Genomic DNA, 24,787 nt, shown 5'->3' with positions numbered 1-24,787 from the left:
AACAGCGCGCGCGGGCGGACGCGTTGCCTCATGGGGAGAGGCTGGCCTTGTCTGCCGGATAGAAGGCCGCTGCCAGCTCATGCAGTGTGGCTGGGAGGCGTGGCCCTAAACCACCGACCAGCAAGGTGGGATCCAGCGACAGCAGGCGCTTGTCGCGTGCCGCACGCGACGCAACAAGCCCCGGATTCTCCTTGAGCAAAGCAGCGAGCGCCTGGTCACCCGCCAGCGCACGGTCAGAGAACACCACCACATCCGGGTCCAGCCCAGCCAGCGCTTCGACGGAAAAATTCTTGTAGCCCTGATGATCGGCCAGGTTGCGCGCACCCGCTTGACGCAATAGCCAATCGCCTGCCGTGCCCTGCCCCGCGATCAGCGGCTTGGCGCCGGCATGCCCGACCAGCAGCAGCACGCCTGGCGCGCGCTGGTGAGCCTGGGCCTGTTCGATCTTGGTGCTCAGTGCCTCGAGCTCACGATGGTAGCGGGTCGTCAGCTCGCGGGCTTGTTGCTGGGCTCCGAGCAACTCACCCAGGTGCGCAAGATTCTGGTCCACTGCTGCCAGATCGGCTGCGCTGGAAAACAATTCGACACGCACGCCCGCCGCACGGACCTGCGCCAACACCGGCGGCGGCCCCATTTCTTCAGTCCCCACCAGCACATCGGGACGCAGGCTCAGAATGCCTTCGGCCGACAGCTGGCGTTGATAGCCAATGCTCGGCAAGGCCTTGAGCGACGGCGGATGCTGGCTAGTGGTGTCGACGCCGACCAGACGCGACTCACCTCCCAGGGCACTGATCCATTCGCTCAGCGCACCGCCCGCGCTGACCCAGCGCTGGGCGGGAGCTTCAGCCAACGCCTGGGTCGAAAGCGTAAAGCCGGCCAAGAGGATGAATAGAGCAGCCGTACGACGCATCATCGGGTTACCTCGCAGAAGACAGCCGAGCACCTTGAGGCCCTCGGCAGAACTGCGCACCATAGGAAGGCTGACGCAGTGAACAGGGTCAATTTGATAATTATTCGCATTGATGCGTCAAGCGACTACCGCTTTCGAGAGTGACGCCTACCATGCATTTCCTCTGCCCCACCGAATCACTAGCCGAAGGCAGCAGCCGCGCCTTCAGCGTAGCCGGTCAATCGCTGTTCGGCGTGCGCCGTCAGGGTCGGGTCTACCTCTACCGAAACCGCTGTCCACACCGCGGCATCGCGCTGAATTGGGATGAGCAGGCCTTTCTCGACGACAGCGCCAGCCTGATCCACTGTGCCCATCATGGGGCACTGTTCCTGATCGAATCCGGCGAGTGCATCGCCGGGCCTTGCGAAGGCGAAGCCCTGCACGCACTGGACTGTCATGAGGACAGCAGCGGCATCTGGCTCAAGGGTTGAGCAGCACCGGCAAGCGACGTTCGAGCACGATCTGCTCGGCATCCAGGCGCGCGCCATAAGCCAATACTTCGACGCCGTCAGCCACCGCAGCTCGCAACGCCTTGGCGTAGGCCGCATCGATTTCCTCGGCCGGGCGTACCGCCTCTATCCCTGTGAGATTGACGCAATACAGTTGCACCGCGCGAATGCCCTGGCGCGCCAATGCCGCCAACTCGCGCAAGTGCTTGGCGCCGCGCTGGGTCACGGCATCCGGAAAGGCAGCCACCGTGCTGTCGGGATAGCCCAGGGTGACGCTCTTGACTTCGACGTAGGCCGGGCCCTCGGCGAATTCGAGCCGAAAATCGATGCGACTGCCCTCCTCGCCATACGCCACTTCGCGCCGCAGCGCGGTGAAGCCGGCCAGTTCGGCGATGACGCCAGCGCGCAGGGCCTCGTCGACCAAGGCGTTGGCCCGACCGGTGTTGACGCAGGCCAGGCGCCCCTGCGGCGTCTCGCTGATCTCCCAGGTGCCGGGCAGCTTGCGCTTCGGGTCGTTGGAGCGGCTGAACCATACCTGTCCACCCTCACGCATGCAGTTGAGCATGGAGCCGGTGTTCGGGCAGTGAATGGTCAAGTGCTCGCCACTGTCCAGTTCGATATCGGCAAGGAAACGCTTGTAGCGGCGCAGCAGGCGCGCCCGTTCGAGTGGAGGATCGAAGCGCATCAGCCTTGCCAGCTCCGCAGACCGCGCTCGATGCGTTGCACCGCCTGCTCAAGACGCGGCAGGCTCTGGGTGTAGGCAAAGCGCACATGGTGGCCGGCTTGGTGGCGACCGAAATCCAGGCCGGGCGTGAAGGCCAGATGCTCTGTTTCGAGGAAATGCCGGCAGAACGCGAAGGCATCGCCGCCAAAGGCGCTGATGTCGGCATATAGATAGAAAGCGCCTTGCGGCTCTACGGCGATTCCGAAGCCCAGCCCGCGCAGGGCAGGTAGCAGATAATCACGGCGGCGGGCAAACGCCGCACGGCGCTCTTCGAGAATCGCCAGGGTGTCGGGCTGGAAACAGGCGAGCGCCGCATGCTGGGCCATGCTCGGGGCGCTGATGTAGAGGTTCTGGGCCAGTTTTTCCAAATCGGCCACCGCCGAGGGCGGCGCGACCAGCCAGCCGAGGCGCCAACCGGTCATGCCGAAATACTTGGAAAAACTATTCAGCACGAAGGCTTCGTTATCGACCTCCAGCACGCTGGGCGCTTGCATGCCGTAGGTCAGGCCATGATAGATCTCGTCCACCACCAGATGCCCATGGCGCTCGCGCGTGGCCTGAGACAGGCTGGCCAAGTCGTTGCGACCCAGCACCGTGCCGGTCGGATTGGCAGGTGAGGCCACCAAGGCACCGACGGTGTCGTGGTTCCAGTGGCGCTGCACCAGGTCGGCGTTGAGCTGGTAATTCACTTCCGGCCCCACCGGTACCAGTTGCGCGCCGCCCTCCACCAAACGCAGGAAATGGCGATTGCACGGATATCCAGGGTCGGCCAACAGCCAATGCTTGCCTGGGTCCACCAGCAGACTGCTGGCCAGCAGCAGTGCACCGGAGCCTCCGGGGGTGATCAGGACACGCTCGGGATCGACCGACACGCCGTAGCGTTGGCCATAGAAACCGGCGATCGCCTCACGCAACGCCGGCAGACCGCGGGCGGCGGTGTAGCGGGTGTGGCCGGCGGCCAGCGCGGCCTGACCGGCCTCGACGATCGGCGCGGCGGTGGTGAAGTCCGGCTCGCCGATCTCAAGATGAATCACATCATGACCTGCCGCTTGCAGCTCATTGGCCCGTGCCAGCAGGGCCATGACATGGAAGGGTTCGATGGCGCGACTGCGCGCACTGTAGGAATGGGCCATGACCTTCTCTCGTTTGGGACTAGACTGATGATTCTACTGTCGACCGACACAGAACGGACGCGGCGGGCCGCTGTCAATACCTCGGATCGGGCGGGCTAGCGCAACCCCCGACCTATCTGGTAAGTTCGGCGGCTCGCAGTCGCAGGGCCGGCGGTCGCCGGAAATGGAGCATCCTGCGCATTGGATCAGATGAGTGAGAGGCGGTCTATTCATGTCCACCGTAGAAAAGCAAAAAACCGGTCAGACCATGTACGGTGTCGAGCCCTATGTCGAAACCAAGGGTGAGGAATACATGGGCGCTCCCATGCGCGCGCACTTCACCAAGCTGCTCAGCGCCTGGAAAGGCGAGCTGATGATCAGTGTGGACCGCACTGTGGACCACATGAAGGACGAAGCGGCGAATTTCCCGGACCCGGCCGACCGTGCGAGCCAGGAAGAAGAATTCGCGCTTGAACTGCGCAACCGCGATCGCGAACGCAAGTTGATCAAGAAGATCGACAAGACCCTGCAGAAAATCCAGGACGAAGAATACGGCTGGTGCGACACCTGCGGTATCGAGATCGGCCTGCGCCGGCTGGAAGCTCGCCCAACGGCCGACCTGTGCTTCGACTGCAAGGAAATTGCCGAGAAGAAGGAAAAATCGGCCGGCAAGGGCTGATCCTGACTTCATCCGAATGGGGCGCATCTAGCGCCCCATTTCATTTATATGCCTGACATGCCCATGAAAGACTCCCGCTATATAGGCCGCTTCGCCCCCACTCCCAGCGGTTTCCTGCACTTCGGCTCACTGGTCGCCGCCCTGGCCTCCTGGCTCGACGCACGCGCCGCAGGCGGCCGATGGTTGCTACGCATGGAAGACACCGATCCGCCCCGCGAGATGCCTGGCGCGCGCGACGCCATTCTGCAGACGCTGGAGCGCTACGGCCTGCACTGGGACGGCGAGGTGGTCTTCCAGAGTCAGCGCCACGACGCCTACGCCGCCGTGGTCGATCGGCTGTTCAGCATGGGCCTGGCCTACGCCTGTACCTGCTCGCGCAAGCAGCTCGAGGGGCATGGCGGCCTCTATCCCGGCTTTTGTCGCAACGCGGGCCATGCTCGCGAAAACGCGGCCATCCGCATCCGGGTCCCTGAACTGATCTACCGCTTCGACGACCGCGTGCAAGGTCGCTTCGAGCAGCATTTGGGCCGCGAGGTGGGCGATTTCGTCATCCAGCGTCGCGACGGACTGTACGCCTATCAACTGGCGGTGGTCCTGGACGATGCCTGGCAGGGAGTTACCGACATCGTGCGTGGCGCCGACCTGCTCGACAACACACCGCGCCAGCTGTACCTCCAGGAATTGCTCGGCTTCTCGCAGCCGCGCTACCTGCACATCCCGTTGATCACCCAACCTGACGGCCACAAACTGGGCAAGACCTACCGCTCGCCGCCGCTGCCGGCCGAACAGGCGACACCGCTGCTGCTACGAGCACTTCGAGCGCTGGGTCAGCAGGCACCGGCAACGCTGTCGAGCGCGCCCCCCAGTGAGGTGCTGGCCCAGGCGATCGCGCAATGGCGCCCCGACGCAATCCCGGCGCGGCCCTCGTTACCCGAGGCCGAACTGAGCTGAGGCCACGGCGCCCCCGCCGGCCACCGCTCCTTTCTGCGTGATAAAAAGCCCAGCCAATTCAAATCCTTGGCGAACGAGTGCGAATCCCGCTAGCATCGCCCCGGACGTTTGCGCCAATAATAAGAAGCTCACTTGCGCAGCACCTTGCCATCGAGGCCCGCATGTATATCTATCGCTTGGTCCTGCTTCTGGTCGTGGGGATCTACCTGTTCTCCCCGGCCATCATGGACTGGTGGATCGAACCGACCGGAGCCTGGTATCGCCCTTACCTGCTCTGGCTGATCCTGATCGTCGTCACCTTCATCCTGCAGAGCCAACGAGATGCCGATGAGCTTTAGCCTGACCCAGATGATCCTGATCAGCGCCGCCTACCTGCTGGTGCTGTTCGGCGTGGCCTGGATCAGCGAGCGCGGGCTGATCCCGCGCTCGGTCATCCGCCATCCCCTGACCTACACGTTGTCCTTGGGCGTCTACGCCAGCGCCTGGGCCTTCTACGGCTCGGTAGGTCTGGCCTACCAATACGGCTATGGTTTCCTTGCCTGCTACCTGGGCGTGTCCGGCGCCTTTCTGTTGGCCCCCGTTCTGCTCTATCCGATCCTCAAGATCACCCGCACCTACCAGCTCTCTTCGCTGGCCGACCTGCTGGCCTTTCGCTTTCGCAGCACCTGGGCCGGCGCCCTGACCACGGTGATCATGCTGATCGGCGTGCTGCCGCTACTGGCCCTGCAAATACAGGCGGTGGCCGACTCCATCAGCATCCTCACCGGCGAGCCGGTCAAGGCACGGGTCGCCTTCGCCTTCTGTGTGCTGATCGTGCTGTTCACCATCTTCTTCGGCTCGCGGCACATCGCCACCCGCGAAAAACACGAAGGCCTGGTGTTCGCCATCGCCTTCGAGTCGGTGATCAAGCTGCTGGCACTGGGCGGCATCGGCCTGTATGCGCTGTACGGCGTGTTCGGAGGTCCGCACGAGTTGGAAGTCTGGCTGCTGCAGAACCAGACCGCACTGGCAGCCTTGCACACCCCGCTGCAGGAAGGCCCATGGCGCACCTTGCTGCTGGTATTCTTCGCCTCGGCCATCGTCATGCCGCACATGTACCACATGGCCTTCACCGAGAACCTCAGTCCCCGCGCCCTGGTCAGTGCCAGTTGGGGCCTGCCGCTGTTCCTGCTGCTGATGAGCCTGGCGGTGCCGCTGGTGCTGTGGGCCGGTCTGCGCCTGGGCGCGAGCACCAATCCAGAGTACTTCACACTGGGCCTGGGCATCGCCGCCAATAACGAAGCGCTGGCCTTGCTGGCCTATGTCGGCGGGCTTTCCGCCGCCAGCGGCCTGATCATCGTCACCACCCTGGCGCTGTCGGGCATGGCGCTCAATCACCTGGTGCTGCCGCTGTACCAGCCACCGGCCGAGGGCAATATCTACCGCTGGCTGAAGTGGACCCGTCGCGCCCTGATCGTGGCGATCATCACCGCGGGCTTTGTCTTCTACCTGACCCAGAATACCCACCAGAGCCTGGCCAACCTAGGCATCGTCGCCTTCGTCGCCACCCTGCAGTTCCTGCCCGGCGTGCTCTCGGTGCTGTACTGGCCGACCGCCAACCGCCGCGGCTTCATCGCGGGCCTGCTGGCTGGCACCCTGGTCTGGCTGGTGACCATGCTGCTGCCACTGCTGGGCAACGTGCAAGGCTTCTACATTCCCCTGCTGGACATGATCTACGTACTGGACGACACCAGTTGGCACATGGCAGCCATCGCTTCGCTGGCCGCCAACGTCCTGCTGTTTACCTTGATATCGCTGTTCACCAATGCCAGCAGCGAGGAAGTCAGCGCCGCCGAGGCCTGTGCCGTCGACAACGTGCGCCGCCCACAGCGTCGCGAACTGCACGCTGCCTCACCCCAGGAGTTCGCCACCCAACTGGCCAAGCCGCTGGGGGCCAAGGCCGCACAGAAAGAGGTCGAGCAGGCCCTGCGCGACCTCTACCTGCCGTTCGACGAGCGCCGTCCCTACGCCCTGCGTCGACTACGTGATCGCATCGAAGCCAACCTTTCGGGACTCATGGGTCCCAGCGTGGCCCAAGACATGGTCGAGACCTTCTTGCCCTACAAGTCCGGGAACGAGAACTACGTCACCGAAGACATCCACTTCATCGAAAGCCGGCTGGAAGACTACCACTCGCGCTTGACCGGCCTTGCCGCCGAGCTCGACGCCCTGCGCCGCTATCACCGCCAGACGCTTCAGGAACTGCCCATGGGCGTCTGCTCGCTGGCCAAGGATCAAGAGATCCTGATGTGGAACAAGGCCATGGAGGAACTGACCGGGATCGCCGCCAAGCATGTGGTGGGGTCGCGCCTGATCACCATCGCCGAACCCTGGCGCGGTTTGCTCGAAGGCTTCATCAACCTGCCTGACGAGCACCTGCACAAACAACGCCTGGCGCTCGACGGCCAGCCGCGCTGGCTCAACCTGCACAAGGCGGCGATCGACGAACCGCTGGCTCCGGGCAACAGCGGCCTGGTGCTGCTGGTCGAAGACCTCACCGAAAACCAGGCGCTGGAGGAGAAGCTGGTGCACTCCGAACGTCTGGCCAGCATCGGTCGCCTGGCGGCGGGCGTGGCTCACGAGATCGGCAACCCGATCACCGGCATCGCCTGCCTGGCGCAGAACCTGCGCGAGGAACGCGAAGACGACGGTGAGATCATCGAGCTGTCCAGCCAGATCCTTGAGCAGACCAAACGCGTGTCACGCATTGTCCAGTCACTGATGAGCTTCGCCCACGCCGGTGGCAGCCATCAGAACAACGAAGAACCGGTGGCCCTGGCCGAGGTGGCGCAGGATGCGATCGGGCTGCTGGCCCTGAACCGGCGCAATTTCGAGGTGCAGTTCTTCAACCTGTGTGACCCCGACCATTGGGCCGAAGGCGATCCGCAGCGCCTGGCCCAGGTATTGATCAACCTGCTGTCCAACGCCCGCGATGCCTCGCCACCGGGCAGTGCGGTGCGTGTGCGTAGCGAAGCGAGCGAACACACCGTCGACCTGATCGTCGAAGACGAAGGCAGCGGCATTCCGAAAAACATCATGGATCGCCTGTTCGAGCCGTTCTTCACCACCAAGGATCCAGGCGAAGGAACCGGACTGGGGCTTGCGCTGGTCTATTCCATCGTGGAAGAGCATTATGGGCAAATCACCATCGACAGCCCGGCCGATCCTGATCGGCAATGTGGCACACGGATCCGCGTGACCCTGCCCCGGCATGTCGTAGCGACGTCCCCTGACATTCGAGACCGTCGAGAGAATTGAATCAATGCCGCACATTCTGATCGTCGAAGACGAAACCATCATTCGCTCGGCCCTGCGCCGACTGCTGGAACGCAACCAGTATCAGGTCAGCGAAGCCGGCTCGGTACAGGAAGCCCAGGAGCGCTTCAGCATTGCCTCCTTCGATTTGATCGTCAGCGACCTGCGCCTGCCCGGCGCTCCCGGGACCGAACTGATCAAGCTCGGAGAAGGCAAGCCGGTGTTGATCATGACCAGCTATGCCAGCCTGCGCTCGGCAGTCGATTCGATGAAGATGGGCGCGGTGGACTACATCGCCAAACCGTTCGACCACGATGAAATGCTGCAAGCCGTCGCCCGCATTCTGCGCGACCGCCAAAGTGCTTTCGCCAGCGCCACCACTGCCGCCGAACCAAGCCGCCCCGGCAAGGGTGGGGCAGCCGAAAAGCCCATGAATGCCCCGGCCAATGGCGAGATCGGCATCATCGGCGCCTGTGCGCCCATGCAGGACCTGTTCAGTAAAATCCGCAAAGTCGCGCCCACCGACTCCAATGTGCTGATCCAGGGCGAGTCCGGCACCGGCAAGGAGCTGGTGGCCCGCGCGCTGCACAACCTCTCGCGCCGCGCCAAGGCGCCGATGATTTCCGTCAACTGCGCGGCGATTCCGGAGACCCTGATCGAATCCGAGCTGTTCGGCCACGAAAAAGGCGCCTTCACCGGTGCCAGCGCCGGCCGCGCCGGCCTGGTGGAGGCGGCAGACGGTGGCACTCTGTTCCTCGACGAAATCGGCGAGTTGCCGCTAGAGGCCCAGGCTCGCCTGTTGCGTGTGCTTCAGGAAGGCGAGATCCGCCGGGTCGGATCGGTGCAGTCGCAAAAGGTCGATGTGCGCCTGATCGCCGCCACCCACCGTGACCTGAAGAACCTTGCCAAAGCAGGACAGTTCCGCGAAGACCTCTACTACCGCCTGCATGTCATCGCCCTCAAGTTGCCGGCCCTGCGCGAGCGCGGCAGCGATGTCAACCAGATCGCCGATGCCTTCCTCGCTCGCCAGAGCGCACGCATCGGCCGCGACGACCTGCATTTCGCGGCCGATGCCGAGCAGGCCATTCGTCATTACCATTGGCCCGGGAACGTGCGTGAACTGGAAAACGCGGTCGAGCGGGCAGTCATCCTCAGCGAAAGTCCGGAAATATCGGCCGATCTGTTGGGCATCGATATCGAATTGGCCGACCTGGACGACGACATGCTCGAAGGTCTTCACCCAGCAGGTGGCGTCAGCACCAGCAACGCCAGCCACGAACCTACCGAGGACCTGTCGCTGGAAGACTATTTCCAGCATTTCGTACTCGAGCATCAGGACCACATGACCGAAACCGAACTGGCACGAAAACTCGGCGTCAGTCGCAAATGCTTGTGGGAACGGCGCCAGCGCCTGGGCATCCCGCGACGCAAGAGTAACGTAGCCAGCGAAAACTGATCATTCGCGACGCGGGACACGCCCAACGTGTAGCACCGGACATGTCCCGCCGAGCCCCCGCCTTCAGCGTGCCATCCAGTAGCGCCCCTCCGACGTGAAAAATCTGTTACCTCGTCCGCCCCTGGCGTAACAAACCGAGGCATACGGTAACGAAATCTCATCATTTCGCCGACAAGCTTCACGCCTAAAATCGCCCAAACCCCCGATTTCATTGGCCCTCACAAAGTTGGCACGGCACCTGCTATATCTTTCGTACAAGAACAATAACAAGCACGGCAATTCAAAATAAGAACAAGACGAAACGACTCACGCATAACAAGAACAAGACGGCGGAGGCGCAGCTAACTGATTCTTTTGGAGAGGCGTTGTGTTTGGGCTTGCCCCACAACCAGGCTGAGAACAACAACACTGCACTAAAGCAGCGCCTGAACTGGTTGGATCGAATGATCAGCATGACTCAGCGACCAAAGCAATCCGTTTGCTCTTCACCCCAAACATGGGGCGTCCACAGCGTAAATATCGGTGGACAGGGCACTCAACAAAAACAAGAAGCCCGATAAAAAAACAATAAGAGCACGCAACGACTTGAAGGGGAGCTTAGGCTCCCCTTGTCGTTTCTACCCCCATCAGAATCCCTTCGCGGCACTGCCTACACCATCCCGACAGTAAATGCTAGAATCCCCCGCCATCATGCGGCCATTCTCCTAGTCTTGGCCGAACATTCCTTCATACAGTGCATCCCATGCTGAAGAAGCTGTTCCAGTCGTTCCGTCCTCCCCTCCGTGGTCAGCACAGGCGCACCACGCCTGAGGTGATCAATCAGAGCCAGCACTCGCTCCAGCGCAGCCAGTTCAGCCGCCACGCCGTGAGCATCGTCGAGCGCCTGCAGAGCGCTGGGTACCAGGCCTATCTGGTCGGCGGCTGCGTGCGTGACCTGCTGCTGGGCATCGCCCCCAAAGACTTCGATGTCGCCACCAGCGCCACACCCGAGCAGGTCCGCGCCGAGTTTCGCAATGCGCGGATCATCGGTCGCCGGTTCAAGCTGGTGCATATCCATTTCGGCCGCGAAATCATCGAGGTTGCCACCTTCCGTGCCCACCACAGCGAGGAAGACCAAGGCGACACCCACCGTTCGTCGCACAACTCCAGCGGACGCATTCTGCGCGACAACGTCTACGGCACGCTCGAAGACGATGCCCAGCGCCGCGACTTCACCATCAACGCGCTGTACTACGATCCGGTCAGCGAGCGCATCCTGGACTACGCCAATGGCGTGCACGACATCCGTAACCGTTTGCTGCGTCTGATCGGCGATCCCACCCATCGCTATCAGGAAGATCCCGTCCGTATGCTGCGGGCGGTGCGTTTCGCCGCCAAGCTGGATTTCGGCATCGAAAAACATACCGTTCAGCCCATCCGCGACCTGGCCAAGCTGTTGCGCGAGATCCCGCCAGCACGCCTTTTCGAGGAAGTATTGAAGCTGTTCCTGTCCGGCCACGGGGCGATTGCCTTCGAGATGCTGGTCGATTTGCAGTTGTTCGAGCCGCTGTTCCCAGCCAGCGCCCAAGCGCTGGACGAACGCCCAAGCTACACCCACACCTTGATCAGCCAGGCGTTGAGTAACACCGACCTGCGCGTCAAGCAAGGCAAGCCGGTCACCCCAGCCTTCCTGTTCGCTGCTCTGCTCTGGCCTGCCCTCCCGGCGCGCTCGCTGTTCCTGCAGAGTCAGGGAGTGCCGCCGATCCCGGCGATGAACGAAGCCGCCCACGACCTGATCGCCGAGCAGTGCCAGCGCATCGCGATTCCCAAGCGCTTCACCCTGCCGATCCGCGAGATCTGGGACATGCAGGAGCGCCTGCCACGGCGCAGTGGTAAACGCGCCGACATGCTGCTGGACAACCCACGATTCCGGGCCGGTTACGATTTCCTGCTACTGCGCGAAAGCGCCGGCGAGGAAACCGACGACCTTGGCCAGTGGTGGACCGACTACCAGGATGCCCACGACAGCGAACGCCGCGACATGATTCGCGAACTGGGCAGCCGCGATGACGGCGCCTCGACCACGCGCAAGCGCAAGCGCAGTGGCAGCAAGCGCAAGTCCGGCGGCGAAGGCAGCTTCGACTGAGCATGACCGTTCGCGCCTACATCGGCCTGGGCAGCAACCTGGACGCCCCCGACGAGCAATTGCGCAGTGCGCTCCAGGCTGTGGACCGCATCCCCGCGACACGCCTGGTCGCCGCCTCGGGCCTGTATGGCAGTGAATCCTTGCTGCCCGGCCAGCCCCGCTACACCAATGCCGTCGCGGCACTCGACACCCGCCTGGCGCCGCTAGCGCTGCTCGACGCTTTGCAAGGTATAGAGAACGACCAAGGCCGAGTGCGCAAGGAGCGCTGGGGACCGCGCACGCTCGACCTGGACATACTCCTGTTCGGCGACGACGTCATCGATATCCCCCGGCTAAAAGTGCCTCATTACCATATGCACGCCCGCCCGTTCGTGCTCTACCCGCTGGCCGAACTGGTACCCGCCGACTTCACCCTGGCCGACGGTCGTCGCCTCGCGCAACTGCTTCAGGCCTGCCCCTTCGTGGGGCTGGAGCGCCTGTAATCCGGGCACTTCTGCCACCGGTAACGGCAGTAACACTCCGGGCGTAACAATGCGGTAACAGGGTCATTGACTTCCCCCACCTCGCTCACGACTATAGGCGTCCCGCGGCGCCCGTCAGCCGCTCTCTACCCATTTAGGCCCGGACAGCCCTGTGACCCGAACATCACGCACGATGATGTGCCGCTCCGGAAGATGAATACACGCGTTGTACGCAGTCGTTTTTCACAGCGCCTGAACGAGGATCTCGCTACATGCCTGAAGTCACCCTCACCACCCTGCATGGCCTGAAGGCCAAGGGTGAGAAAATCACCATGCTGACCTGTTACGACGCCACTTTCGCCAAGGCCGCAAGCCAGGCCGGCGTCGAAGTACTGCTGGTCGGCGACTCGCTGGGCATGGTCCTGCAAGGCCATGACAGCACACTGCCAGTCACCACCGCCGAGATGGCCTACCACACCGCCTGTGTCAAACGCGGCAACCAGGGTGCGCTGATCCTCGCTGATCTGCCGTTCATGGCCCACGCCACCCTCGAACAATCGTTCAGCAACTGCGCCACGCTGATGCGTGCGGGGGCGCACATGATCAAGGTCGAGGGCGCCGCCTGGCTGGGCGACACTATCCGCCTGCTGGCCGACCGTGGCGTTCCGGTCTGTGCGCACATGGGCCTGACACCGCAGACAGTCAATGTACTGGGCGGCTACAAGGTCCAAGGCCGCGAAGAGGCCCAGGCGCAGCAGATGCGCGCCGATGCCCTCGCCCTGCAACAGGCAGGCGCGGCCATGCTATTGCTCGAATGCGTACCCAGCGCGCTGGCTACGGACATCGCCCAGGCTGTGAGCATTCCAGTGATCGGCATCGGTGCCGGCAGCGGGACCGATGGCCAGGTGCTGGTCCTGCACGACATGCTCGGCCTGTCCCTCAGCGGTCGCGTGCCGAAGTTCGTGAAGAACTTCATGGCGGGTCAGCCCAGCATCGACAGCGCCCTGGCGGCCTACGTCAAGGCGGTCAAGGACATCTCCTTCCCGGCACCTGAACATGGGTTCAGCGCATGAATACTGTCAAGACCGTCCGTGAATTACGCGCTGCGGTAGCGCGCGCGCGCGGCGAAGGCAAGCGTATCGCCTTCGTCCCGACCATGGGCAACCTGCACAGCGGCCATGCCGCTCTGGTCGTCAAGGCGGCCCAGCGCGCCGACTTCGTGGTTGCCAGCATCTTTGTCAACCCGCTGCAGTTCGGCGCCGGCGAGGATCTGGACAAGTACCCGCGCACCCTGGTCGCCGATCAGGCAACGCTGCTGCAGGCAGGCTGCAACCTGCTGTTCGCGCCAGCGGTCGAGGAGATGTATCCCGATGGCATGGGCGTGCAGACCCGAGTCAGCGTGCCGCATCTGTCAGAGGGACTGTGCGGCGCCAGCCGCCCGGGCCACTTCGAAGGTGTAGCGACCGTGGTGAGCAAGCTGTTCAACATGGTTCAGCCGGATCTAGCCGTGTTCGGTGAGAAGGACTACCAGCAACTGGCAGTCATTCGCGCCATGGTGCGCGACCTGAACATGCCGATCCAGATCATCGGCGAGCCGACCGTGCGTGCCGAGGACGGCTTGGCGCTGTCCTCGCGCAACGGCTACTTGAGTCCGGACCAGCGCGCTACGGCGCCGGTGCTGTATCAGGTCCTGCGGGCGCTGGCCGAAGGACTGGGTCGCGGTCGGCGAGATTTCTCGACGCTGCTCGCCGAAGGTCAGGCGCACCTGATCAATGCGGGACTGCGCCCGGACTATCTGGAAATCCGCCATGCGCTGACGCTCAAGCCAGCCGTGATCGACGACCGAGACCTGGTCATTCTCGCGGCGGCTTATCTAGGCACTACGCGGTTGATCGACAACCTCTACCTGCACCTTGAAGAGCCTGCTGCATAAGACCTTGCAGGCTCTGCGCAGACAAACGCGCAGAGCCTGCTCGCAGCACCTTGCCGCATTTCTCGCAAAAATTTCATCCCCCGCAGCACCGCTCCCATTCCCGCCATCGGACCAATGCCTATAATGGCCTTTTCTTGCAACTGGCAATGACTGCCAGTGTCCAAGCCAGACCATGCCCGAAGGAAACCACCCGCAATGGCGTATTACCGCACTCCCCACGACGTGACGGCCCTGCCCGCCTGGCAAGCGCTCAAACAGCACCGCGACGCCATGCAGGGGTTCAGCATGCGAGAAGCCTTCGCCGCCGACCCCAAGCGCTTCGAGCAGTTCTCGCTCAGCAGCTGCGGCCTGTTCCTGGACTATTCGAAGAACCTGATTACCGAACAGACCCGCGACCTGCTGGTCGACCTGGCGCGGGAAGTGGGCCTTGAAGAGGCAATCAAGGCCATGTTCAGCGGTGAGATCATCAACGGCTCCGAAGGCCGTCCTGTGCTGCACACCGCCCTGCGCCGCCCGGTCGGCGACAAGCTCAATGTCGGCGGCGTCAACGTGATGCCGGAAGTGCACAAGGTGCTCAACCAGATCACCGAACTGGTAGGACGCATCCATGACGGGCTGTGGCGTGGCTACAGCGAGAAGCCGATCACCGATGTGGTGAACATCGGTATCGGCGGCTCCTTCCTGGGCCCGGAGTTGGTCTCCGAGGCGCTGCTGCCATACGCCCAGCGCGGCGTACGCTGCCATTACCTGGCCAATATCGACGGCAGCGAATTCCATGAGCTGTCAGCCAAGCTGCGCGCCGAGACCACCTTGTTCATCGTTTCGTCGAAATCGTTCAACACCCTCGAAACGCTGAAGAATGCCCAGGCTGCTCGCACCTGGTACCTGGCCCAGGGCGGCTCGGAAGCCGAGCTCTACCGTCACTTCATTGCTGTCTCCAGCAACAAGACTGCGGCCGTGGCGTTTGGTATCCGTGAAGAGAACATCTTCCCGATGTGGGACTGGGTCGGCGGGCGCTATTCGCTGTGGTCGGCCATCGGTTTGCCGATTGCCCTGGCCATCGGCACCGCCAACTTCAAGGAACTGCTGTCCGGGGCCTATACCATGGACCAGCATTTCCAGACTGCGCCGTTCGAGAAGAACATGCCAGTGCTGCTCGCCCTGCTGGGCGTGTGGTACGGCAATTTCTGGAACGCCAGTAGCCACGCCATCCTGCCCTACGATCACTACCTGCGTAACATCACCAAGCACCTGCAACAGCTGGACATGGAGTCCAACGGCAAAAGCGTGCTGACCGATGGCTCGCCGGTGAAGACCGAGACCGGCCCGGTGATCTGGGGCGGCGTCGGCTGCAATGGTCAGCACGCCTACCACCAGTTGCTCCACCAAGGCACCCAGATGATCCCGGCCGACTTCATCGTGCCGGTGGTCAGCTTCAACCCAGTGGCCGACCACCACCAGTGGCTCTACGCCAACTGCCTGTCGCAAAGCCAGGCCCTGATGCTCGGCAAAACGCGCGAGGAAGCAGAAACCGAGTTGCGCGCCAAGGGGCTCAACGAGGCGGACGTGGAAACGCTTGCGCCGCACAAGGTCATCCCGGGCAACCGTCCGAGCAATACGTTGGTGGTCGAGCGCATCAGCCCGCGGCGCCTGGGCGCGCTGGTGGCGATGTACGAACACAAGGTCTTCGTGCAGAGCGTGATCTGGGGCATCAACGCCTTCGACCAGTGGGGCGTCGAACTGGGCAAGGAGCTAGGCAAAGGCGTGTACCAGCGTCTGGTGGGCAGCCTTGAGGAAAGCGCAGAGGACGGCTCGACCCAAGGTCTGATCAACTACTTCCGCGGACGTCACCGCGGTTGATCCACACGCCCGTGGAAGCACTGCGTCGCCGTATCGAAACTCAGCTGATGAGCATGACCGGGCTTGCGCTCGGTCAACTCGACCTGGAGTCGCCCAAGGGCGATCCGGGCCTGTTTGGTCCACACAGCGTGAGCTGGCGGGTCCATGGCGACTTCCCCAGCATGCTGATCGGCGGCATCAGTGCGCTGATGCTGCAACTGCTCCACCCCCTGGCGCTGGCCGGGGTGTGGGACCATTCCAACTTTCGTGAAGATTTGCTCGGACGCCTACGTCGGACCAGCCAATTCATCTCCGGCACGACCTTCGGCTCGACCCAGGATGCGCAATGGCTGATCGAAAAGGTCCGCAAGATTCACCTTCAGGTCGTCGGCATCGCGCCCGATGGACGCCCCTACGCAGCCAGCGACCCAAACCTGCTCACCTGGGTGCACGTCGCCGAGGTGAGCAGCTTCCTCGCCGCACATCTGCGCTACCGCAACCCGCAGATGTCCACTGGCGACCAGGACGCCTACTACGCGGAAATCGCCCTCGTCGCCGAGCGACTAGGTGCGCGCGATGTGCCGCGCTCCTGCAGGCAAGTGCAAGACTATCTGCAAGGCATGCGCCCGCAATTGTGCTGTGATGACCGTAGCCTGGAAGTCGTGCAAATCCTGCTCGCTGCGCCGGCGCCCAGCCGAGTGGCGCAGCCCGTTGGCACACTCATGCTGCAGGCGGGCATCGACCTGCTGCCCTTATGGGCCAACGATCTCCTCGGGCAACGTCAGAGTTCGCTCAAGCGCCAGTTAGTACGTCTCGGGGTGAAGCAGATCGCGCCGATACTGCGCTGGGCGATGCGCAATGGCTCGGCTCAGCGTGCCCGCAGGCGAATGGACCTGATCTAGGGTTTGTCCGATGTTTCGGAACCGATCAGCCGTGCCATACTCCAAGGCACCTCCGTTCGCGACAGACGACGCCGCACATGCCCAAAGGATTGATCCGCGCCATCGGCGCCCTGCTAGCCATCGTGGCCCTCTACAGCCTCATGGGTTTCTTCATCCTCCCCGGCGTCGCTCTGCGCATCGCCAACCAGCAGTTGGCCCACTACGCCACCGTGCCGGCACACCTGCAGCGCATCGAGTTCAATCCTTTCACCCTCGAATTGACCCTGTGGGGCCTGCAGGTGGGCGAGCCAGGGAAGGAGCAGGTCGGGTTCGAGCGCCTCTATGCCAATCTTTCACTCGACAGTCTGTGGACCGGAGCCCTGCATCTGGACGCCATCGAGCTGGACAAGCCGCGCACCGAACTGCTGTTCGCCAAGGATGGCAGCCTCAACCTCTCACACCTGTTCAAGCTGCCGCCAAGCGAGCCCAAGGCGGACGAAACGCCGAGCGACCCCTTCCCACTGCGCATCGCCCGCATCAAGCTCAACGAAGGCTACCTGCACTTCCAGGATCTGCGCCCGAGCGAGCCCATCGAGTTTCTCTACGACTCGATGAACCTGGAGCTTAAGAACCTCAGCACCCTGCCCGACGACAGCGCGGATATGACACTGGTAGCCAACGGCCCCAATGGCGGTCGGATCGACTGGAGTGGCAACCTCAGCCTGTCCCCGATCGCCTCCGAAGGCACCCTGAAAATCACCGACGGCAAAATGAAGCTGTTCTGGCCTTATGTGCGCGACGCCGTGCCGCTGGTGCTCGAGGAAGGCAAGCTCAGCCTCGACACGCATTACAAGCTCAACCTGTCCAAACAGACCGAACTGTTGCTGGACAACGCCTCGCTGCGCATCGCACCGTTCGCCATTAAGGCGCCGGATGGCCGTAAACTGGCCCGTCTGGCGAAGCTGGAAATCAGCGACACCTCGGTCGATCTCGCCAAGCAACGGGTCAGCGTTGGCAAGGTCCGCAGCGAAAAGCTCGAAACCTGGGCCGCACTTGAGCGCGATGGTCAGCTCGACTGGCAGAAATTGTTCGCCAGCCAGCCGGCCAAGGTCACACCCAAGCAAAAGGCCGAGCCAGCTACCGCCGAGCCCGTTGCCCCCGAACAGGCCGCAACGGCGCCAAGCAAGCCCTGGCAGGTACTGCTCAAGGACGTGCAGGCACGCGATTACTTGATCCATCTGGCAGATCGCAGCCAACAGGACCCCGTAGAGCTCGATGTCGGCCCGCTGAATCTCGACCTCAAAGGCTTCGACAGCCTGAACAAGTCGCCTTTCACCTTGAAACTGGACACCGGTGTCGGCCGTCAGGGCAAGCTGCAGGCCGCGGGTCAAGTCAACCTCGCGCCAGTCACGGCCAAGCTGAACGTCAGTACCCGCGACATCGACCTGCGCGTGGCCCAGGCCTACATCAGTCCCTTCATTCGCCTGGAACTGCGCAGCGGCATGCTCGCCAGCGATCTCGACGTCGACCTCAAGGGTACCCAGCCACTGGCCTTCAGCCTCACAGGCAAGGCGCAGGTCAATCAGTTGCACACCCTCGACACCATCAAGGGCCGAGACTTCGTCAAGTGGCAGCAGGTCAACGTCGATGGCTTGTCCTACGTGCATGGCAATGCATTGTCGATCGACAAAGTCACCCTGCAGCAACCCTACGCGCGCTTCATCATCAACGAAGACCGCACCACCAGCATCGACGACCTGCTGATCCCGCAAACCAGCGCAAGCTCGTCGAGCGGCGAGCGCAAACCGGCTACCGCCAGCGCTGATAAACCGCTGGGCATCCGCATTGGCCAGATCGACATCAACGACGGTTCGGCCAACTTCGCCGACCTGACCTTGACACCCAATTTCGCCACGGCCGTTCAGCAGCTCAACGGCCAGATCGGCACCATCGACAATCACCAGTCGCAGCCAGCCAAAGTCGATATCCAAGGCAAGGTCGACCGCTATGCGCCAGTCACCATCAAAGGCGCGTTGAATCCGTTCGATCCGATGGCCAGTCTGGACATCGCCACGCGCTTCCGGCGCGTCGAGCTCACCACGCTGACGCCGTATTCGGGCAAATTCGCCGGCTACCGTATCCGCAAAGGGCGCCTGGACCTCGACCTGCACTACGTGATCACCAAGGGCCAACTCAAGGCCGAGAACAAGGTGGTGGTCGAACAGTTGCAACTGGGCGAGCGCGTCGACAGCCCTGATGCCGTGGACCTGCCGATTCGCCTGGCGGTGGCATTGCTCAAGGACACCCAGGGCCGCATCTCGATCGAGCTGCCCGTCTCCGGCGACCTGAACAACCCTCAGTTCAGTGTCATGCCGATCGTCTGGCAAACGATGCGCAATCTGGTGCTTCGCGCAGCGCAGGCGCCGTTCAAGTTCATCGGTGGACTGATCGCTGGCGGCGGCTCGCAAGACTTGGGCACGGTAGCCTTCGCGCCTGGCTCCAGTGATCTGAGCACTGCTGCCAAGGGCGATCTGGACAAGCTGGCCGCTGCATTGAAGCAGAGGCCCGAGCTACGCCTGGAAATCGAGGGTACCAGCGCGCAGACCAGCGATGGCCCGTTGATTGCCCAGCAACGCCTGGAGCGCGAATACCAGAGCACTTGGTACAAAATCCTCCAGCGCCGCGGCGACAAGGTTCCAGCCAACGCCTCGATGCTGGTGGTCGACGACAGCGACAAACCGGCAATGCTCGAGGGCATCTATCGCACTCGCCTCAAACAGCAACCGCCTGCCGAGTGGGAGAAGCTGAGTCGCGACGAGCGCACGACCAAGCTGCGCGAGGCGGTTATCAGGTCTTGGGCAGAAAGCGCCGCACTGCTGCGCAGCCTGGCCCGGGAACGCGCTAGCAGCATCAAAGACTACTTGGTGGATCACGGTAAGCTTGAAGATGATCGGGTGTATTTCATCGATACCACACTCGGCAAAGCCGAAGCTGACGGACGTGTGATCACACCGATGCATCTGGATGCGGAGTGAGTCCTGAACAGAGTCCCAAGCTTTGTGCTCACTCAGCAAAAAGCCCCGGCCAATGGCCGGGGCTTTCGTTCTACTGGCCCGTTCCATCGGGCCTAGCACAGAGACTTACTGAGTCTTCAGCGCTTCAGCGGTAACGCTCTTAACGCCTTTGATTTTCTTGGCGATCATCACAGCGGTATCTTTCTGAGCCGAAGTCAGGGTCACGCCATCCTTCGAGGACAGAGCGACTACACCGTGAGTGGTTTCAACTTTGATATCGGAGCCCGGAATGCCTTTCTCGGTCAGCAGATCAGCCTTCACCTTGGTGGTGATCCAGGTGTCAGAGGTTTCTTGCTTGGCATCAGCTACCGGCTGATTGGAAGCCAGCATTACTGGAGCCTGAGTAGCTTCTGCGGCGAATACACCGTTAGCCATGGACAGAGTCAGAGCAGTAGCAGTAGCGGCAGCAATGGCAAACTTCTTCATGTGGTTCACTCCTGTTTATCGAAAGATCTGCGCCGTGATTCCTGGCAGCAGGTGCAAAGGTAGTTGCAGGGGCTGTGCCACATTGCAAAAACCCATTAAAACCTTACAGATCAATAGCTTACAAACAATCAACCCTTGCCTGACTCGTGCAATTTGCAAGTACCGCAAAAAAACTGCATGCAAGATGCAAGTACTGCCGTGCTTTATACAGGCGTAAAAAAAGGACCTCCGTAGAGGTCCTCTTTCAGTCAGTGCCAATCAGGCTCAGACACCCGATGCCTTGGCGGCAGCGACGTCCTTGATCGACAGCTTGATCCGGCCACGGTTGTCCACGTCCAGTACCAGCACCTCGACTTCCTGACCTTCCTTGAGCACGTCGGTGACCTTCTCCACACGCGCATCGCTGAGCATGGAGATGTGCACCAGACCGTCTTTGCCCGGCAGGATGTTGACGAAGGCGCCGAAGTCGACGATACGCTCGACCTTGCCAACGTAGATCTTGCCGATCTCGGCCTCGGCAGTAATGCCCAGAACACGTTGCTTGGCCGCTTCGGCCGCTTCCTTGGTCTCGCCGAAGATCTTGATCGAACCGTCGTCTTCGATGTCGATCGACGCTTTGGTCTCTTCGCAGATGGCGCGAATGGTGGCGCCGCCCTTGCCGATGACATCACGGATCTTGTCGGTGTCGATCTTCATCGCAATCATGGTCGGCGCGTTGGCCGACAGCTCGGTACGCGATTGAGCGATGATCTGGTTCATCTGGCCGAGGATGTTCAGGCGCGCTTCCAGGGCCTGGCCCAAGGCGATCTCCATGATCTCTTCGGTGATCCCGTTGATCTTGATGTCCATCTGCAACGCGGTGACACCTTTGGCGGTACCCGCGACCTTGAAGTCCATATCGCCCAGGTGGTCTTCATCGCCGAGGATGTCGGTCAGGACCGCGAACTTGTCGCCTTCCTTGACCAGGCCCATGGCGATACCGGCCACTGGCGCTTTCATCGGTACACCGGCGTCCATCAGTGCCAGCGATGCACCGCACACCGACGCCATGGAGCTGGAGCCGTTGGATTCGGTGATTTCCGACACCACGCGGATGGTGTACGGGAACTCGCTGTCGCTCGGCAGCATGGCCTGCACGCCACGACGGGCCAGACGGCCGTGGCCGATTTCACGACGACCAGCGCCGCCCATGCGACCGCACTCGCCGACCGAGAACGGCGGGAAGTTGTAGTGCAGCATGAAGGCGTCTTTCTTCTCGCCTTCGAGGGTATCGAGCAGCTGTGCGTCGCGCGCAGTACCCAGGGTCGCAACGACCAGTGCCTGGGTTTCACCACGAGTGAACAGCGCCGAACCGTGAGTCTTGGGCAGCACACCGACTTCGATATTCAGCGGACGCACAGTGCGGGTGTCACGACCGTCGATGCGCGGCTTGCCGTTGACGATGTTCTCGCGGACGGTGCGGTATTCCAGCTCGCCGAAGATTTCCTTGATCGCACCGGCAGTCGGGCCGGTTTCGTCGTTGGACAGACGGACAATGGCCTCATCACGCAGTTGGCCCAGGCGGTTGTAGCGATCGGCTTTCTGAGTGATGGTGTAGGCCTGCGAAATGGCCTCGCCGAACTCGCCACGCACGCGGTCGAGCAACTCGGTGTTGGCAACGACCGGCTGCCAGTCCCACGTCGGCTTGCCCGCTTCGGCGGCCAGTTCCTTGACCGCTTTGATCACGGTCTGGAACTCGTCGTGGGCGAACAGCACAGCGCCCAACATCTGGTCTTCGGTCAGTTCTTTGGCTTCGGACTCAACCATCAGCACCGCAGTTTCTGTACCGGCCACGACCATGTCCAGGCTCGAAGCCTGCAATTGCTCGTAGGTCGGGTTCAGCAGGTAACCGGTGCTCTCGTGGAAGGCTACGCGCGCAGCGCCGATCGGACCTTCGAACGGAATGCCGGAGATGGCCAGGGCAGCCGAGGTACCGATCATCGCCGCAACGTCCGGATCGGTCTTCTTGCTGGTGGAAACCACGGTGCAGACTACCTGCACTTCGTTCATGAACCCTTCGGGGAACAGTGGACGGATCGGACGGTCGATCAGACGCGAGGTCAGGGTTTCCTTCTCGGAAGGACGGCCTTCGCGCTTGAAGAAACCGCCTGGGATCTTACCGGCAGCGTAGGTCTTTTCCTGATAATGCACGGACAGCGGGAAGAAGCCCTTGCCTGGATCGGCCTGCTTGGCACCGACCACGGTCACCAGCACGGTGACATCGTTGTCGACGGTGACCAGCACGGCGCCGGTGGCCTGACGGGCGATGCGGCCCGTTTCGAGAGTGACGGTCGACTGACCGAACTGGAACGTCTTGATTACCGGGTTCACGGTTTCCTACCTTTTCAGTGGCTCTTGGGGGAACTTGGAAAACGGGGTCTTGCGAATGCTTGGGCGGCGGGGAGTGTCGTCTCCTTCGACCGTCCAGATACAACACGAGGCTGGGAGCCTGAGCGTCGGGCGGATAAATCCGCACGACGGCATCAGGCTGCCAACCTCGAAGATACGCCTGGCGTGTCCAGGGTTCGCGCTGCCAGGCAACGCTTCCCAAACTTGCGACACGCCACGCACACCACTGGCCGGGCCGCTATTAGCGACGCAGGCCCAGGCGACCGATCAGGGCGCTGTAACGGGTGGTGTCTTTGCCCTTCAGGTAATCCAGCAGCTTGCGACGCTGGTTGACCATACGGATCAGACCACGACGGGAGTGGTGGTCTTTTTCGTTGGCCTTGAAGTGGCCTTGCAGCTTGTTGATGTTGGCGGTCAGCAGAGCAACCTGCACTTCCGGGCTACCGGTATCGCCGGCGGCTTGCTGGTAATCGGCAACGATTTGAGCTTTTTCTTCGACGCTGAGGGCCATGTGGCTTCTCCTGATAAACGGATCCCGCAAGCGGGGTCCAATAGGCCAGGGCGTTAAATCCCTGTATGGATAAAAGAAGGTGTGACCGTGCCTACTGACAGCCACCCTCGTTCCCGCCCGACCTGACCGAAGTCCGTCCTGGCGGTATCGGTCATTCCGACCGAATCAGTCGACGCGGCGCAATACGCCCGTCTTCGCTCACTTCACCGATACCGATGAAGCGACCATTGTGATCTTGTACGCGCACCATGCCGAACTGCGGCGCATCCGGTGCACGTACTGCCTGGCCGTGCAGCCAATAGAACGCGCTGTGCTCGGACAACAGCACCAGCGGCCAGTCCTGCAACCCGCTGTCCGAGGGCAGAAGGAAGCGATCGAGCGCTTCGTTGCCACCCTCGGCATGGGCCTGCTCGAGTTCTTCGAGCGTCACGGTCTGTGCCAGCAGGAACGGCCCGGCTTGGGTTCGCCGCAGTTCTGCGACATACGCCCCACAGCCCAACACCTCACCCATATCCTCCACCAGCGTGCGGATATAAGTGCCTTTGCTGCAACCGACCGACAAGCGCGCCCGCGTGCCTTCACACTCGAGCAGTTCCAAGCGGCCAATAGTAACAGAACGCGCCTCGCGCTCCACTACCTCTCCGGCGCGGGCAAGCTTGTACAACGGCTGACCGTCACGCTTGAGCGCCGAATACATCGGCGGAATCTGGCGGATCTCGCCGCGAAATCGCGGTATCACAGCCTCGATGTCCGTGCGACCAACGGTCACCTCGCGTGTCTGCAGGACCTCGCCCTCAGCGTCGCCGGTGCTGGTAGTCTGCCCCATCTGCATGACCGTCTCGTAACCCTTGTCGGAGTCGAGCAGGTACTGGGAAAACTTCGTTGCCTCGCCGAAGCACAGCGGCAGCACGCCGGTGGCCAGCGGATCGAGGCTACCGGTATGGCCGGCCTTTTCTGCGTTGAGCAACCAGCGCACTTTCTGCAGGGCCGCATTGGAGGTAAAGCCAAGTGGCTTGTCGAGCAGGATGATGCCGCTGACGTTGCGGCGGATGCGTTTGACCTGGGCCACCGTTTACTCCTTGGTGTCCGGCTCGTCGACATCCTGGTGCAGACGGTCTTCGGCCACCGCACGCTCGATGAGTGCAGAAAGGTGAACACCTCGGCTGACACTTTCGTCGAAATGGAAATGCAGTTGCGGCACGCTGCGCAGTTGCATGGCTCGCCCCAGATGCAGCCGCAGGAAGCTGGCGGCACTGTTCAGGGCCTTGAGCGTCTGAGCCACGGCATCGCTGCCATCCTGGCCCATGACGGTGATGTAGACCTTGGCGTGACCGAGGTCACGGCTGACGTCGACGGCGGTGATGGTCACCAGGCCGACACGCGGATCCTTGACTTCACGGCGGATCAGATCGGCCAGCTCGCGCTGCATCTGATCACCGATACGTTGGGTACGGCTGTATTCTTTTGCCATTCTTGCTACCTGTATCTTGAAGCGGCAAACGCCCGGTCAGACGGTATGCCTGACCGGGCGCTGC

At 62.2% G+C, this 24,787-nt stretch carries 21 protein-coding genes; 13 read left to right on the top strand and 8 right to left on the bottom strand.

What is annotated here, in order from left to right:
- Positions 1 to 28 precede the first annotated feature (28 nt).
- The gene (locus NJ69_RS00425; RefSeq protein ID WP_039575224.1) at positions 29 to 913 is read right to left on the bottom strand and encodes a heme/hemin ABC transporter substrate-binding protein; all 885 of its coding nucleotides are present in this window, start codon (positions 911 to 913) and stop codon (positions 29 to 31) included.
- Positions 914 to 1,062: 149 nt separating this feature from the next.
- Here NJ69_RS00425 and NJ69_RS00420 point away from each other — a divergent pair, with 149 nt between their 5' ends.
- Positions 1,063 to 1,380: a Rieske (2Fe-2S) protein gene (locus NJ69_RS00420; RefSeq protein WP_039575222.1), complete on the top strand. Its 318-nt coding sequence runs from the start codon at positions 1,063 to 1,065 to the stop codon at positions 1,378 to 1,380.
- Here NJ69_RS00420 and sfsA read toward each other — a convergent pair.
- Both sfsA and NJ69_RS00410 read right to left on the bottom strand, forming a co-directional pair.
- The gene (gene sfsA / locus NJ69_RS00415) at positions 1,370 to 2,083 is read right to left on the bottom strand and encodes a DNA/RNA nuclease SfsA (protein ID WP_039575220.1); all 714 of its coding nucleotides are present in this window, start codon (positions 2,081 to 2,083) and stop codon (positions 1,370 to 1,372) included. The genes NJ69_RS00420 and sfsA overlap by 11 nt on opposite strands.
- Positions 2,083 to 3,255 (bottom strand): pyridoxal phosphate-dependent aminotransferase, encoded by a 1,173-nt coding sequence (locus tag NJ69_RS00410; protein ID WP_039575218.1) that lies wholly within the window; start codon positions 3,253 to 3,255, stop codon positions 2,083 to 2,085. Before NJ69_RS00410 ends, sfsA begins: the two co-directional genes overlap by 1 nt.
- Positions 3,256 to 3,466: 211 nt before the next feature.
- Here NJ69_RS00410 and dksA point away from each other — a divergent pair, with 211 nt between their 5' ends.
- The 12 genes from dksA (at position 3,467) to NJ69_RS00350 (ending at position 19,888) form a co-directional block, all read left to right on the top strand.
- Complete coding sequence (dksA, locus tag NJ69_RS00405; RefSeq protein ID WP_029612663.1) at positions 3,467 to 3,913, top strand: RNA polymerase-binding protein DksA; 447 nt, start codon at positions 3,467 to 3,469, stop codon at positions 3,911 to 3,913.
- 63 nt (positions 3,914 to 3,976) lie between these two features.
- Positions 3,977 to 4,864 carry a tRNA glutamyl-Q(34) synthetase GluQRS gene (gene gluQRS / locus NJ69_RS00400; protein WP_039575215.1) on the top strand — a complete coding sequence of 296 codons (888 nt, stop codon included), beginning with the start codon at positions 3,977 to 3,979 and terminating at the stop codon, positions 4,862 to 4,864.
- A 161-nt stretch (positions 4,865 to 5,025) separates the two neighbouring features.
- Positions 5,026 to 5,202: a hypothetical protein gene (locus tag NJ69_RS22565; RefSeq protein WP_003250005.1), complete on the top strand. Its 177-nt coding sequence runs from the start codon at positions 5,026 to 5,028 to the stop codon at positions 5,200 to 5,202.
- The gene (locus NJ69_RS00390; RefSeq protein ID WP_162889489.1) at positions 5,186 to 8,161 is read left to right on the top strand and encodes a sensor histidine kinase; all 2,976 of its coding nucleotides are present in this window, start codon (positions 5,186 to 5,188) and stop codon (positions 8,159 to 8,161) included. The genes NJ69_RS22565 and NJ69_RS00390 overlap by 17 nt, the downstream gene beginning before the upstream one ends.
- 4 nt (positions 8,162 to 8,165) lie before the next feature.
- Positions 8,166 to 9,614: a sigma-54-dependent transcriptional regulator gene (locus NJ69_RS00385; RefSeq protein WP_039575151.1), complete on the top strand. Its 1,449-nt coding sequence runs from the start codon at positions 8,166 to 8,168 to the stop codon at positions 9,612 to 9,614.
- A gap of 742 nt (positions 9,615 to 10,356) precedes the next feature.
- Positions 10,357 to 11,739, top strand: coding sequence for a polynucleotide adenylyltransferase PcnB (locus tag NJ69_RS00380; protein ID WP_039575148.1), 1,383 nt, complete (start codon positions 10,357 to 10,359; stop codon positions 11,737 to 11,739).
- A gap of 2 nt (positions 11,740 to 11,741) precedes the next feature.
- The gene (gene folK, locus NJ69_RS00375) at positions 11,742 to 12,221 is read left to right on the top strand and encodes a 2-amino-4-hydroxy-6-hydroxymethyldihydropteridine diphosphokinase (protein ID WP_029613937.1); all 480 of its coding nucleotides are present in this window, start codon (positions 11,742 to 11,744) and stop codon (positions 12,219 to 12,221) included.
- Positions 12,222 to 12,472: 251 nt separating this feature from the next.
- Positions 12,473 to 13,273 (top strand): 3-methyl-2-oxobutanoate hydroxymethyltransferase, encoded by an 801-nt coding sequence (gene panB / locus NJ69_RS00370; RefSeq protein WP_029613936.1) that lies wholly within the window; start codon positions 12,473 to 12,475, stop codon positions 13,271 to 13,273.
- Positions 13,270 to 14,133, top strand: a complete 864-nt coding sequence (gene panC / locus NJ69_RS00365) for a pantoate--beta-alanine ligase (RefSeq protein WP_039575144.1) — start codon at positions 13,270 to 13,272, stop codon at positions 14,131 to 14,133. Before panB ends, panC begins: the two co-directional genes overlap by 4 nt.
- 195 nt (positions 14,134 to 14,328) lie before the next feature.
- Positions 14,329 to 15,993 (top strand): glucose-6-phosphate isomerase, encoded by a 1,665-nt coding sequence (gene pgi, locus NJ69_RS00360; RefSeq protein WP_039575142.1) that lies wholly within the window; start codon positions 14,329 to 14,331, stop codon positions 15,991 to 15,993.
- Positions 15,994 to 16,004: 11 nt separating this feature from the next.
- Positions 16,005 to 16,874: an oxygenase MpaB family protein gene (locus NJ69_RS00355; RefSeq protein WP_039575140.1), complete on the top strand. Its 870-nt coding sequence runs from the start codon at positions 16,005 to 16,007 to the stop codon at positions 16,872 to 16,874.
- Between the two features lie 77 nt (positions 16,875 to 16,951).
- A complete protein-coding gene (locus NJ69_RS00350; RefSeq protein WP_039575138.1) occupies positions 16,952 to 19,888 on the top strand; it encodes a DUF748 domain-containing protein in 2,937 nt (978 codons plus the stop codon).
- Positions 19,889 to 19,993: 105 nt separating this feature from the next.
- Here the strand turns inward: NJ69_RS00350 and NJ69_RS00345 are convergent, their stop codons facing one another.
- From NJ69_RS00345 to rbfA, 5 genes are all read right to left on the bottom strand, one after another.
- Positions 19,994 to 20,353: a BON domain-containing protein gene (locus tag NJ69_RS00345; RefSeq protein ID WP_029613932.1), complete on the bottom strand. Its 360-nt coding sequence runs from the start codon at positions 20,351 to 20,353 to the stop codon at positions 19,994 to 19,996.
- 264 nt (positions 20,354 to 20,617) lie between these two features.
- Positions 20,618 to 22,723, bottom strand: a complete 2,106-nt coding sequence (pnp, locus tag NJ69_RS00340) for a polyribonucleotide nucleotidyltransferase (protein ID WP_029613931.1) — start codon at positions 22,721 to 22,723, stop codon at positions 20,618 to 20,620.
- A 259-nt stretch (positions 22,724 to 22,982) separates the two neighbouring features.
- Positions 22,983 to 23,252: a 30S ribosomal protein S15 gene (rpsO, locus tag NJ69_RS00335; RefSeq protein ID WP_029613930.1), complete on the bottom strand. Its 270-nt coding sequence runs from the start codon at positions 23,250 to 23,252 to the stop codon at positions 22,983 to 22,985.
- 151 nt (positions 23,253 to 23,403) lie between these two features.
- A complete protein-coding gene (truB, locus tag NJ69_RS00330; protein WP_039575134.1) occupies positions 23,404 to 24,321 on the bottom strand; it encodes a tRNA pseudouridine(55) synthase TruB in 918 nt (305 codons plus the stop codon).
- Positions 24,322 to 24,324: 3 nt separating this feature from the next.
- Complete coding sequence (gene rbfA, locus NJ69_RS00325) at positions 24,325 to 24,723, bottom strand: 30S ribosome-binding factor RbfA (protein ID WP_029613929.1); 399 nt, start codon at positions 24,721 to 24,723, stop codon at positions 24,325 to 24,327.
- Positions 24,724 to 24,787: the final 64 nt, after the last annotated feature.

This window comes from Pseudomonas parafulva, assembly GCF_000800255.1.
GTDB lineage: Bacteria > Pseudomonadota > Gammaproteobacteria > Pseudomonadales > Pseudomonadaceae > Aquipseudomonas > Aquipseudomonas boreofloridensis.
This window is presented reverse-complemented; position numbering and strand designations above follow the sequence as displayed.